The organism is Photobacterium sp. 270122K (assembly GCF_059941365.1).
The window spans coordinates 1-12867 of sequence record NZ_JBPOEN010000004.1 but is presented as its reverse complement, the minus strand read 5'-3'; the positions used below and the strand labels follow the sequence as shown (position 1 = coordinate 12867).

The following is a 12867-nucleotide window of genomic DNA, read 5'->3' as shown; positions in this document are numbered from 1 at the left end:
GATGGGGGACAGAATCACGTATTTTTGGCGTGAAAATAGCGGTTCAGACGGTAGCTTTGCCACCCTAGCATGGATAATTTGCATGTGCTGTTGCAGTGTTTTCTTTTCTGGGAGGCACAAGGATCTAACCGAGTCAGATCACAGGCCGCTATGCAACGAATGCTGAATGCTGAATGTTGACAGTGAGAGGGGAGGTTATTAGCTGGCGTCGCACAGAGAGAAATGAGTGATAAAGAAAAGAAGATGCCAGCGGGATCGTTGCTGGCATCGGTCACGATACGCGACTTATGACGCAATAACGTTGCGGTTACGCTGTTGACGCCACGCCGGAATCGCATTCGCCATCAAGATGGCAAGACAAGGCAATAACCAACTGGCGTGTGCACTATATAGCGGTAACCACAGCGAAAAGGCGTACTGAAGCGGTGTCGGCATAAAACCTAAGATACTGATGGCGTCTAACGTACCAAACAGGAACGCCGTAAAGAGGGTCATGACATACATGGCGCTGTAGCGTTTATCACCCGGGTAAAACAAGGCGGCAAGTACCAAGGCAATGGCGACGGGGCACAAAATCAGGATCACCGGCAAACTGATTGCCAGAATTTGGTTTAGCCCGATATTGGCAATCAGGCCTGTTGCCAGAATCACCAGTGTGGCACTGCGACGAAATGGCACAGCAAAGGTTTGTTCGTAGTACTCGGTACAGGCATTGGTCAGACCTACTGTGGTGGTTAAACAGGCCATGATAATGATCGCTGCCAGTAACAGCTGACCGTAGTCACCGAAGGTATACGCCACATAACGCGTCAGCAGTTCGCCCCCGTTTGTCACGCCTTCTGCAATCGGTGATGAGGTGGCACCCACATATCCCAATGCCAGATAACATGCCGCCATCAACACCGCATAAATCATCGCGACTTTAAACGTAATACGACGCACGGCACGGGTTTGTGTCACGCCTTTATCGTGGATATTTTTGATGACTACCCAGCCAAATCCCACGGCGGCAATGGCATCCATTGTCATGTAACCCTGTACCAGCCCTTGTGTAACGGCACCGTTTTCAAAATGGGGCTTTGGCAGTGGCGGTAGCGCTAACGGTGACACCATGGCGTACACGGCCAAGATTGCCAGCAGTACAATGAGCATTGGCGTCATGACTTTACCGATGTAATTCATCAGTTGGCCCGGATGAAAAGCCAACACTAATGTCACCAAACAGAACAGTACAGAAAAGAGGGGAAGGTAATCACCAGTGACAAACGGAGCGATGCCCATTTCATATGCCACCGTCACGGCGCGAGGCATACTGAAAGCGGGGCCAACGGCGGTCAGTAAGGCAACCCACATGACAGTCGCAAGCCAAGTTGGCAAAGGGTGCGTCAGTAATTGACTGTCATTTAATCGACCAAATACCACTAAGGTAAGCGCAGGCAAGCCCACGGCTGTGATCAAAAAACCGCCCATTGCAGGCAACAAGTGTTGGCCCGCTTCTAAACCCAGAAAAGGGGGGAAGATGATATTGCCAGCCCCGAGAAACATGGCAAATGTCATTAGCCCGAGAGCCAGTATGTCGCTTATTTTCATTGGACCAGTCCTTATTACATACCCATTATGTCTTTGGGGTATTTTTCGTTTGGACCGTCAGGATGCTGGGGGAAAAGGTGCGGTTTCCGTCAGCATGGCTGACGGAAATAGCCGCCAGCCTAGATAACGATGACTAGGACGACGACAGCAATAGTAAGAGAAGTTGTGCGCAACAGTGCACTCTCACCAAACGCCAGAGGCGAGTGAGTTAAAGAGTGGTAATGAAGTAAGTCTGGCTTAACCATGCGTATTCAGTCTGTTTGCGGACAATCATCACAACATATAAGTAATTAACCATTCTGTAAATAGGCTTTTATGGAATAAGCAAAGAAATATCAGACAGGCAGAGAGAATCTATCGTGACGTCTGACGTGGGAACGATGCCAGTGGTGAAACGGCATTGTTTAAGTGTGGACAACGAAGTAAGTGCCGTGAGCAAGGAGAGGGTAACGGTGGCGGTGAAGACAGAATGGCAGACATAAAAAATGGAGCGAGATGCTCCATTTTTTTATACTCAAGTGACCCCAAGTATATTAATGCGATTAGCTGATAATGCCGGTCAACAGTCCTGCAAAAATCAAGCTCGCTACCCCATAGAATCCAAATTCAATACGTGACTCTGTTGCGCTGTTTTCATCCGTGCTTTTCAGGGTGGCCATCGTAAAAAAAGCCCCACCTGCCAAGCCAATCAACAGGATGATTAAGCCAAATAGTATACCTTCGATAAGATAAGTCACATCCATGCTTATATCCTTTGTGGCACGGGAAAACGAGTGGCACGGATGATACACTTTTGGTCGTTATTGGCAATGAAAATTTGTTAACAGAATCAGGGAAAAGCCCCTCTTTGCTACTTATGCGACCTGTATGAATTAATAGGCACACATAGCCGCTTTATTGCCTATGTTTCCATCGTGAAGCTGAACGGAATGAGTCGGAAATGACCCGTTGTGATGGGGTGAAAAACACGCTAAAAATAAGACATTGAAGAGAGACAATATAATTGTCTAAAACTCGTCAAAATGCAGGTCTTTGTGGTGAGGTAAGCCGGCTATCTTCCATTACGCTTTTATTATCGCATCGATAAAAAAGGGGGCAGCGTGAAGATTGCATGTTTTGGTGAATGCATGGTCGAACTCAGTGGCCAGCCGCTGCAACGTACGTTTGGCGGTGATACGTTAAATACCGCGCTGTATTTGGCCCGCCTTGGTCATCAGCGCAATATACATGTGAGTTATGCGACGGCGTTAGGGCTGGATACGATCAGTCAAGATATGTTGGCGGCATGGAAGAAAGAAGATATTGATACCCGTATGGTGCGCCAATTACCGCATAAATTGCCCGGACTCTATTTAGTGGAAACCGAACCTAGTGGTGCGCGTCACTTCCATTATTGGCGAAATGACAGTGCGGCGAAGTTTTATTTCGCTGAGTTTTCTTCGCCTCTTGAGGTGGCGATAGAGCAACAGACGTTGGATGCTTTATATATTAGCGGGGTGAGTTTGGCGATTTTGGCAGAAGAGGCCAAAGCCATACTCGTCACCCTGTTAGAGAAACACCGGCAACATGGCGGTAAGGTGATTTTTGATAATAATTTTCGCCCACAATTATGGACGACGAAACAAGCACAGTATTGGTATAGCCAAGTGATGCCGTTTGTCGATATCGCGTTGATCTCAGAAAAAGACGAGCAACGTATTTGGGGAGAAGCCGCTCAAGACGCGATGGTTGCGCGTTACCAATTCGCGGGGTGCGAGGAGGTGGTGATTAAACGTGGGGCGGCACCGTGTATTGTCACCAGCCAATTACAATCGGTGCAACCGCAGGTGAATCATGTAGCGGTTAACTATGTGGAGAATGTGGTGGATACCAGTGCCGCTGGGGATGCCTTTGCGGCTGGGTACCTAGCGAGTCGGTTAAGTGGGGGGAGTGCAACGGCGGCGGCAGAATTAGGCCATCAGTTAGCGGCGATTGTGCTGCAACACCCCGGGGCGATCATTCCCCTTCAAGCGATGAAAGCATTGTTGCAATGATAAATGTGCGCAAAACCACCAAATGGCACACAATTAACGACAATGTGTACAAATATCAGTCAGTTGATTATTTTTATTAAAATTTATTGTTGACTCATACTGCGCTTTCCGTAGAATGCAACGCATACCGCAGCGAAGAACGCTGACTGGTACAAAGGCGCGTTGGCAGAGTGGCTATGCAGCGGATTGCAAATCCGTGTACCTCGGTTCGACTCCGGGACGCGCCTCCATTTGCGACACTAGCTCAGTTGGTAGAGCGCAACCTTGCCAAGGTTGAGGTCACGAGTTCGAACCTCGTGTGTCGCTCCAAATTTTAGATATTGTTTAGCAACAGTATCAAAGATGGTGTTTAACTTTTCAGTTAGCGCATCGCAATAAGAATTGCGTGCCCTGGTGGTGAAATTGGTAGACACAAGGGATTTAAAATCCCTCGACGTTCGCGTTGTGCCGGTTCAAGTCCGGCCCGGGGCACCATCTCATTAAAGGCTCACAAGGTAACTTGTGGGCCTTTCTTGTTATTTTACTCCCGTATAAGTTCGCATCCAAGCCCGAAACCAAGTAACCCCTGGTCTCAGTTGGTTAGGCTTTAAGTTCTTCAAGCGTTTAAGCCAAAAACAGAAATGGTCTATTCTTAGGCTATTTTCTGGATTCCAAATTTCTCTCCTGATAGCTCTGCTGAGAACATCATTGGCTTATTTTGATTACTTCAAATTTACCAGATAAATTAATACATATAACTAATTTTGGTGGTATATTAAAATAATGGGTGCCCAGCACAATGGAATCAAATATTTATGAAGACTGAAATTTACAAAGATTTTATTTTTGAAGCAGCTCACCGATTACCAAATGTACCTGATGGGCATAAATGTGGACGACTTCATGGACATTCGTTTTTAGTTCGTCTATACCTATCAGGTGAAGTTGATCCAACGAGTGGATGGCTTATCGATTTTGGTGATGTAAAGAGCATTTTTAAGCCTATTTATGAGCAACTCGATCATCATTACTTAAATGATATCGAAGGATTGGAAAACCCTACCAGTGAAGTATTGGCTAAATGGGTTTGGGATCACACCAAACCTCTGTTACCTTTGCTATCAAAAGTTGAAATTAAAGAGACATGCACTGCGGGTTGCTTTTATAGGGGAGAATAACTTATGGATTCAGTTAAAGTAGAAAAAATTGCTTCTCGATTATTTAAGTATGAAATTGATACTTTTATTATAGGTGTGTCAAGTGGACTGATCACGCCGATATATCCTGACGTGGAATGGCGTGAACTGAAGAAAAAGGTTCAGTGTAATGCTGCCTCTGAGGCCGATATTAGGCAATTGGTTGATATTTGCAAATATGAGCCACTAGAAGATATTTACGCATTAATGGATGAGTTAAAGTAAAGATTATTTACTTGTTTCGTTATAAAAAGAGAAGGCTTAGCCTTCTCTTTGTGTTTAAGGCGATATTACTTAATAAATATAGGGTAGTTTTTGCGTAACCCCTTACTTATCTCGTAGAGACGTAATATATTGGTTGAAAATAACTGTTTTTCAGAACTTGTGTTTTGAAAATCGTTCCATCGTCTTGTATAGGGAACGGTTGATGTTTTATCTTCAGGATTTTCTGGGTTTGGTGCCAAACCAAGTAACCAATAACCGCTGCTAAAATGGCAGCTGTCTTTGAATAGGTGTAACTCTGTCTCGAAAAACCGGACCGAAGGGGTCTCATACTTCACGGATGACAGCGCAATATTGGCACATTTACTTGGTTCATTGAAAACGCGTAGCATGTGGCGACAAAGGTATGAAAAACCAATGATTGATGTACCGTGAGTAATATAGGTACGTTTCATGTCACGAGACTTTAATGACCACTCATCTTCAAAAACGTTAGCAACCGCAGTCCAAAAATTCATGATGATTTCAATAAATTTCAGGCGTGATTGTTCATCAAGTTCCTGATATACGCGTACCCCAATGGTTTGCAATATTTGACGTTGAACATTAGTGACAAATTCAGTAATTGAAGATTCGGCGATGATACCATCCCTATTACCATTAGACTTGATCAAACCAAACAGCGGTGAACCGTGATTACGGAAACCTAATTCTTCACACATGGATAGTGGGAATGCCTTTTCAGCAAGTGCTGGTGGTTTATAGATATCGTCGTATAACGCCAGTGCGTTAAGTTGCACTGATGTCAGTGGCTTACCTAGGTTTAGGATAAGGAATTGCTGAATATAGTCATTCTCATTTTCTGAAATGAAAATGGAGACAGGCAAAGGGTAACTTTCATGGTGGCTGTTTTTTACGCCGCCTGAACGCTGCTGGCCATCGACAATCGCACCGGGTAACTCGCTAGAGGGCTTTTCAGGATCGTAAGGCACGTGTAAGTAACCAAACTCTGAGCCTTCAGTAATGGGTTTAAAGATGACGGTGTTATCAAAGCCAATCACTAAGTTTGCTAAAATGGTTGAGTTCTTAGACTCGACATAATCTGTGATCGATTCGATGTGTTTGGGTAATTCACTGCGCTGGTAACCATGAATGTACTCACCTTCACGTGTAATATGTACAATCTTAGCCACATCACGGACTTTTTTACCTTCGACCCAACCAGTATAAACGGTCACGCCGTTCACCACTTCTTGGATTACTTTGATTTTTAATATTTCTGACATAATTACGACTCAGACTGCGACTGGATTGTTTCAATTACGCGTTGTTTGTGTTCGGTAACAATCGCAAGATTATGGATACCACGGCGTCGGTTAGACTGATTAGAGCGGAAGACGATATTCATGAGCCCTCCCTCATTATTACAAATACCACAGGCACACAGTCGCCATGCGCGTTGTGAAAGAAATTCGTTATATTTCTTCTGAATAACGGCTAACTTATTCGCCTTGTCGGTATTCTTTTTGTCCATTCTCTTTAGAAGGTTATTCATGATTTCCATGAAATTTGATTCAAGGAGTATGGTTGAATGGTTTTCGCTGGCTGATAGTTTCCGATCGAAGAAAGCAATCAGTTCATTTTTGATATCATAACTGGATTTATTTTGATCTTCAGTATCATCAACGTGTTCAACAAGTAAATCGTAGGCTTTACAGGCAACAATCGCTTTTAGCTCATTTTCAGCATCGAAAATCGTTGGATCAACTTGTTCAAGTTCTTTCAGGCAGTTGTCAACGATAGTGATGATTTCTTGCACAGTGGAGGACGCCAAATCATCGCCTGTGTAATCTTTACCCGCAAAGATTTTTTTCGCTTGATAGTAATACTCTACATTGATGTCATCATTCGTTTTAACGAGTAAATCAATTTCACTCTTGATGGTTGTTGGAATACAAACATCGTTCGTGACTTTCTCATACGCCATTAGCGCTTTAAGTGTTGAAGGTAAATCCAACCCTGTCTTATCGTAATTTTCTAGCTTTTTCAGGCAGTCCACTTCTAGGCGTTTGATGCACTCATTGATAGAAAGCGCTGTATTAGAGAGATCAATATCAAACTCATACTGCTTTTGCATGTTCTCAATCAACTGGCGTAACTCATCACGGTATACCTCGATGTGTTTTTGCACATTGTCGTGATCGCATTGTCTCACACGAATCATCAATGACTCTTGAAATTTTATTTCATCATCATCCAGGGTGTAGTACTTACCGCCTTTCAGACCCTGCATCAGTGGTGATGTGCTATCGGCACTGGTCACCCCTGCTTTTACGTAGGCAGGAATGTTGTCAAAACGGCAGATACCCAGTAGATGGAATTCGGTGTCTGGGTGACGCTCTTCACCCAAAACGTCCAACAACTCGAGGAGTTCATCAGTTTTTGACTTGATCATACCCCCGATGGTGATTTTGCGGTAACCGATCTCTTGCAATGCTTTTACTGAAGAGATGAATGACGCTTTGTCATAACCGTGCGCAACACCATAAGGCTCGAAATCATAGTGCTCTGATTTTTCGAAAAACTCTTTGGCATTTTTTAATGTGATTGCGATACGGCGTTCACTTTCATCGATAACTTTTGAGCCCAGTTTTGCCTTTGCCACGTCGTCTTTGGCATAAGGGAAAACAATGTGGTCGAGAGAAATACCGTAATCAAAACCGCCACGGTCATAAAATTCGATCAGTTCATCGACGGTGAATGGGGGTTCATACTCGGCATGATAGTCAAATGCACCACAGTCCCCCATGAGTTTGAATTCGCCTTCAGCTTCATCTAAGCGAAGGAACTCACGAGCGCCGAGGAAATAGAAATCTTCTGTTAGTTCAGGCTCATAGTACTTGCCACGCTTTTGCATGGTGCCTACACCCGCAAGAGATACAAGCATGCCATCGTATGGTTGCTCTTTAAGAATTTCGTGTGGGTAACAGTCATCATCGTAGGGACGATGGTGTTTGGGACGATAGGTTTTTCGACCATCGAAGTTCGGATCGACGAAATCTTTGTTATCTGGGAAGTAAAAGCGAAACTTAGTCACATTGAACCTTTGTTTTTTGTTTCTTTGTAAAGACCACTGAACCGGGTATCAAGGCAGGCAAAACCAGCTGCTTTATATCGTTCAAGCGATTTTGCAATAGCGCTAACACCATGCTTCTCAATATCTTTTTGGATAAAGTCGATGATAAATGCATCATCACGCTTCTCTCGAATAACCTTTATCGGTACAGGGATCTTCTCAAACTCTTCATTTAGGGCGCTGATAATATCACTGAATGAAGCTTTTGTATCTCTTAATCGATGCAGAAATAAGTGTGTTGCTATTGTTGTTATGTTTCGATTTGCGATGGCTAATCCATTGTTTTTGGTGGTTTTTTTGACTTCTTTGTGTTTGAGGGTTTTGGGTGAGCATTGAATAAATAGAAAGTCATAATTTTTTAATGACTTTGGTACCTTTGACGTGATCAATACGACACGATCCTTAGGTGTGCCCATGGTATCTAAGGCGACTTTTAGATCATGTTCTACCGCATTTAGGTATTCGTTACTGATGCAAAAGACAAACTTGCTATTGGGGGTGCGATTAAGCAATTCTGCGATTGAACCACCTGGCAGGAGAGAGTTCCTTGCTAAGGCTTGCCACCATTGGGTGAATGGCGTGGGCACGCGGTGCGTATTAACCGAAAATGTGGCGTTATAACCTGGCAGTAATGTTTCACCAGAAACAAGGCCAAAGCCTGCAGAAAGAATGTGTAAATGTGCATCTAACTGTTCACTTAAGGTTGATAGACTCTTAAAAGCATGTCCGGTGTAAAGTGATTTTGCTGTTACCTTTTCATTGCTGGACGCAAAGGCGGTTACCCAGTGGCTCAGCGTCTTTTCTAGAGTATCGCTTCTCAGTGGATTTAGATTCATTGAATTAGGCACTGCGCTAGATTTTTTGGCTGTGCAAGGTACCAATAGATGTAAGTCTTTCATGTGCTACTCCTTCAAGGGGCCGATTCTAACGTGATTAGCGGAATCAAACTACTTCTGTGCCTAGCTGGCTTGTAAATCTTCGTATATGCTTAACGTGCGGAGGATTGATAATGAAATACTACTTTCCGGATAGTCAGGATTTCGTTGACCCTGAATTTGATTTTATCACTGAAGAGCGAGATGTATTGCGTGTGCGACAGCGTGATGATGCTTATGCACATCAATTGTTGAATACTCGCCCATATGATGGCCTTTTGATTTCCAAGGCGATGGTAGACGGTGTTCCGGGTAGAACTGGGAAGACACGATACGCGGAGGGGCAAAAGTACCGGTTGTATAGAGAGGGCGCACATAAATATTTTCGGCTAAGTAAGCGTTTTGAGGTGATGGGTGATAGTGGTGCATTTTCATATGTAAATGAGCTAAAGCCGCCATACAGTACCGATGACCTTATTGATTTCTATTGTAAGGCCAATGTTAATCAGGGGGTCTCTTTAGATCATATCGTCTTTGGATTTAGAGACGAGTATAGCCGTAAAAAAAAGGGGCTTCCAATTGATAAAGAAGAACGGGTTGCGATAACGCTGGATAACGCAGAAAAACTCATTCTCAGAAAAAAAGCCTATGCGTTTACGCCGTATGGCGTTGCACAGGGATGGGATATTGACAGTTATGTTCAATCAGCAATAGCACTGCAGAAAATGGGTTATCAGCGTGTCACGCTTGGCGGCATAGTGACGATGGATTCAAGCCAAATCGTTCGGGTAGTCACAGAGATCGTTCAAAAAACCGATAAAAAACTGGGTTTTCATTTACTAGGGATTGGGCGATTAGACAATTTATCGACACTGCATTCGTTAAATGTATTAAGCATTGATAGTACTACGCCGTTGAAACAAGCATTCATGGATGATAAAAATAATTATCATTTTAAAGATCAGAAATACTGTGCAATTCGTATTCCACAGTCCTCAAGTAATGCAAGTGTAAAAAGGATGATATCTTCTGGCAGGTTGTCTCAAAAATTGGTCATGGAAAAAGAAACTCGCGCTCTGGCAGCTATGCGGCTATTTGACCATGATCAGTTATCCATTGATGAAACACTGGAGTATATATTTGAGTACGAAGATTTGTTCTCAGAGCGAAGGGGGATGTTATTGCCACATTATCGTAAAACGCTAACTGACCGGCCATGGAGAAAGTGCAGGTGTGCTATATGTAAAAAAGTTGGGGTGGAAATAATCATATTCAGAGGTTCTGAACGTAATAAACGACGAGGATTTCATAATTTACATGATTTTTATGCGGAATTTTTAAGGAATAAAGAGTATGAAAAAAAAAGCCATTAAGGTTAATCAAGATAAAAATGTTAACTTATTCGTGCTCACAATGAATATTCTTGAAATAGATTCGATCTGCACTATTTCAACAATATTTAGGGATGCAAATTGTTTGCTTCAAGGTTATCAACGGACTGAAATACGTAATCATGTTGATAATATCGCAAACTATATTAAGTCAGATGAGTCAATCATCCCAAATTCAATTATAATGTGTTTAAGTACCAACGTTCAGGTTAAGCAGATCGATGAGGAAATTTATGAGTTAGATATTCCAAACGATATAAACGCCGCAGTCCTAGTTGATGGGCAGCAGCGCGTTGCAGCGTTAAAACAATCTGGTAGAGAAGATTTTTACTTTTCAGTTTGTGTGTTTATTCATGATGACGTTGACTTTGAACGACAACAGTTCCTATTAATTAACTCTGCTAAACCATTATCGAGAAGTTTGATATATGAATTGTTACCTCACGCAAATGGATTGTTTAATGCAGACTTGATTCGAAAAAAATTACCCTCTCTAATTGTTCAATTGCTTAATTATGAGGAATCCTCCCCTTTAAGAGGGTTAGTAAAACTCACTACGAACCCAGAAGGTATTATCGCAGATAATTCATTGATAAAAATGGTAGATAATAGTTTGAGAGAGGGGGCGTTGTACCATTTTAGAGGTGAGTCTATCCGAACATGTCGGCAAGAGGATTGCCAAAGTTCTGTTTTTTTGCTTTGTGATTACTTTAAGGCGGTAAGAAATGTTTTCAATGATGAATGGGGTAAGAAACCCAAAGATTCTCGCTTGTTTCACGGCGTAGGTATAATCTCTCTAGGCCAGTTATTTGATGAAATATATTATTCGCATAGTGTAAGAAAAATTAAGATGTCATTTGGTGAATATGCTATAGATCAACTTCATAAAATAAAGCCTTATTGTTGTTGGAGTAAAGGAGTTTGGAAGTTAGGTAAAGATGAAGATGGAGAGGAAATTGAGAAAAAATGGAATCAAATTCAGAATATAACTACAGATATAAACTTAGTTACACGGTACTTGATAGGTGTATATGATAAGATTGAAAGAGGCGTCTATATGGAAAAGAGAAATACACTTTAAATGGGCACAATATCTAAATATGATAGAACATTACTCGATATCACAATAGGCCACTACACTTTATGATAACACTCACTGATGAAGCCCACATTGTTATGGTGGCTCTACAAGACAAGGGCCTTGAGACGCCAATGAAGGCTGAAAAACTGTCGCGCTGCGAGCAGTTAGAGATTATATCAAATGCAACCAGAGAAATACTGAATGCTCTCTCATTGGATTTGGATGATGACAGTCTGGCCGATACGCCAAATCGAATTGCAAAAATGTACATAGATGAATTGTTTTCAGGCTTGAACTATGTGAACTTTCCTAAAATATCAACCATCGAGAACAAGATGTGCATTGATGAGGAAATTGTGGTTAAAGGGATTTCATTTACCAGTACTTGTGAGCATCACTTGGTTGTCATCGATGGTATGGCAACGGTTGGTTATGTGCCGGGTGATAAGGTGCTTGGTTTATCTAAGATAAACCGCCTGGTACACTTTTTTGCGCAAAGACCTCAAGTGCAAGAAAGACTTACAGCGCAAATATTTGCAGCCTTGCAAGCGATACTTGGTGTTGACGATATTTATGTAAAACTGGAAGCTGCACATTATTGTGTAAAAAGTAGAGGTGTTAAAGATGTCACCAGTACAACAATCACGGTGAAGTCGGGCGGTTACTTCAAGAAAGTCAAGTATCAGTCAACTTAATTCAATGATACATAGTTATACCTGGTTACTATTGAACCTCAACCAATTTATAGAATTGCTCTGGCATTGGAGCAGTTTTGTTGTGGTCAACCATCTCCGAACCGTAAATTTGATTGTTTTTCAGCTTTCGCTGGCGGCAACCCATCATTGTGACTGTGTGATCGTTGCCAATTGTAATAGTCCATCAAGTAATAGCTGATATCCTTTGATGCTTCTGTCATTGTCATGTTTCCGTTCTCAGGCTTCTGAATAAGCCCTCCATTGGTGCATTGTCCCAGCAATTACCACGACGGCTCATAGTTGCTTGATTTGATACCGCCACAACCGTTGGCGAAATAATCGACTCGCATACTGTGAACCCTGATCTGAGTGGAACAGAAGATTTTTAGGCTTGCCCCTAAGCTCGTAAGCCAGATCTAGAGCTTTAACAACCAATGCGGCATCCGGATGGACTGACATCGCCCATCCCATAACACAGCGAGTATGCAAATCAATAATAACAGCGAGATAGCACCATTTAGAGTCTGCCCAAATGTAAGTGATGTCGCCACACCACACTTGATTGGGGCCACTTACATCGAACTCTCGGTTTAGATAGTTTGGAATATCCGATCGTTCATGAGGTGCCGTTTTATATTTGTATGCGCCAGGCTGTTTACTTGTTAGCTC

11 protein-coding genes, 3 tRNA genes and 1 pseudogene are annotated in these 12867 nt (G+C 42.7%); 9 read left to right on the top strand and 6 right to left on the bottom strand.

Going from position 1 to position 12867, the window contains the following annotated elements; genetic code table 11:
* Positions 1-285: 285 nt before the first annotated feature.
* Both brnQ and ACSF8W_RS08560 read right to left on the bottom strand, forming a co-directional pair.
* Positions 286-1590: a branched-chain amino acid transport system II carrier protein gene (gene brnQ, locus ACSF8W_RS08565; protein ID WP_500846750.1), complete on the bottom strand. Its 1305-nt coding sequence runs from the start codon at positions 1588-1590 to the stop codon at positions 286-288.
* A gap of 542 nt (positions 1591-2132) precedes the next feature.
* Entirely contained in the window at positions 2133-2333 is a 201-nt protein-coding gene (locus ACSF8W_RS08560; protein WP_428476159.1) for a hypothetical protein, read from the bottom strand.
* 357 nt (positions 2334-2690) lie between these two features.
* Between ACSF8W_RS08560 and ACSF8W_RS08555 the strand changes: the two genes are divergently transcribed.
* From ACSF8W_RS08555 to ACSF8W_RS08530, 6 genes are all read left to right on the top strand, one after another.
* Complete coding sequence (locus tag ACSF8W_RS08555; RefSeq protein WP_500846748.1) at positions 2691-3623, top strand: sugar kinase; 933 nt, start codon at positions 2691-2693, stop codon at positions 3621-3623.
* A 156-nt stretch (positions 3624-3779) separates the two neighbouring features.
* Positions 3780-3853: transfer RNA gene (locus tag ACSF8W_RS08550), tRNA-Cys, on the top strand.
* A gap of 3 nt (positions 3854-3856) precedes the next feature.
* Positions 3857-3932: transfer RNA gene (locus ACSF8W_RS08545), tRNA-Gly, on the top strand.
* Positions 3933-4010: 78 nt separating this feature from the next.
* Positions 4011-4097 (top strand) — tRNA-Leu (locus ACSF8W_RS08540).
* A gap of 320 nt (positions 4098-4417) precedes the next feature.
* On the top strand, positions 4418-4780 hold the full coding sequence (gene queD, locus ACSF8W_RS08535) for a 6-carboxytetrahydropterin synthase QueD (RefSeq protein WP_500846746.1): 363 nt from the start codon (positions 4418-4420) through the stop codon (positions 4778-4780).
* A gap of 3 nt (positions 4781-4783) precedes the next feature.
* On the top strand, positions 4784-5023 hold the full coding sequence (locus ACSF8W_RS08530; protein ID WP_500846745.1) for a hypothetical protein: 240 nt from the start codon (positions 4784-4786) through the stop codon (positions 5021-5023).
* A gap of 65 nt (positions 5024-5088) precedes the next feature.
* Here ACSF8W_RS08530 and ACSF8W_RS08525 read toward each other — a convergent pair whose 3' ends face one another.
* Genes ACSF8W_RS08525 through ACSF8W_RS08515 form a run of 3 tightly spaced genes read right to left on the bottom strand, consistent with a single transcriptional unit; the run spans position 5089 to position 9055 of the window.
* Entirely contained in the window at positions 5089-6306 is a 1218-nt protein-coding gene (locus ACSF8W_RS08525) for a DGQHR domain-containing protein (protein ID WP_500846743.1), read from the bottom strand.
* Positions 6307-6308: 2 nt separating this feature from the next.
* A complete protein-coding gene (gene dpdA, locus ACSF8W_RS08520; protein ID WP_500846741.1) occupies positions 6309-8117 on the bottom strand; it encodes a tRNA-guanine transglycosylase DpdA in 1809 nt (602 codons plus the stop codon).
* Positions 8114-9055 carry a hypothetical protein gene (locus ACSF8W_RS08515; protein ID WP_500846739.1) on the bottom strand — a complete coding sequence of 314 codons (942 nt, stop codon included), beginning with the start codon at positions 9053-9055 and terminating at the stop codon, positions 8114-8116. The genes dpdA (ACSF8W_RS08520) and ACSF8W_RS08515 overlap by 4 nt, the downstream gene beginning before the upstream one ends.
* A gap of 110 nt (positions 9056-9165) precedes the next feature.
* Between ACSF8W_RS08515 and dpdA (ACSF8W_RS08510) the strand changes: the two genes are divergently transcribed.
* The 3 genes from dpdA (ACSF8W_RS08510) to folE all read left to right on the top strand — a co-directional run bounded on the left by dpdA (ACSF8W_RS08510) (position 9166) and on the right by folE (position 12198).
* Positions 9166-10404: a tRNA-guanine transglycosylase DpdA gene (dpdA, locus tag ACSF8W_RS08510; protein ID WP_500846737.1), complete on the top strand. Its 1239-nt coding sequence runs from the start codon at positions 9166-9168 to the stop codon at positions 10402-10404.
* The gene (gene dbpB, locus ACSF8W_RS08505; RefSeq protein ID WP_500846735.1) at positions 10385-11503 is read left to right on the top strand and encodes a DGQHR domain-containing protein DpdB; all 1119 of its coding nucleotides are present in this window, start codon (positions 10385-10387) and stop codon (positions 11501-11503) included. The genes dpdA (ACSF8W_RS08510) and dbpB overlap by 20 nt, the downstream gene beginning before the upstream one ends.
* A 62-nt stretch (positions 11504-11565) precedes the next feature.
* Positions 11566-12198, top strand: coding sequence for a GTP cyclohydrolase I FolE (gene folE / locus ACSF8W_RS08500; RefSeq protein ID WP_500846733.1), 633 nt, complete (start codon positions 11566-11568; stop codon positions 12196-12198).
* 86 nt (positions 12199-12284) lie between these two features.
* Here folE and ACSF8W_RS08495 read toward each other — a convergent pair.
* Positions 12285-12867 (bottom strand): annotated as a pseudogene (locus tag ACSF8W_RS08495) (IS3 family transposase); the annotation flags it as partial.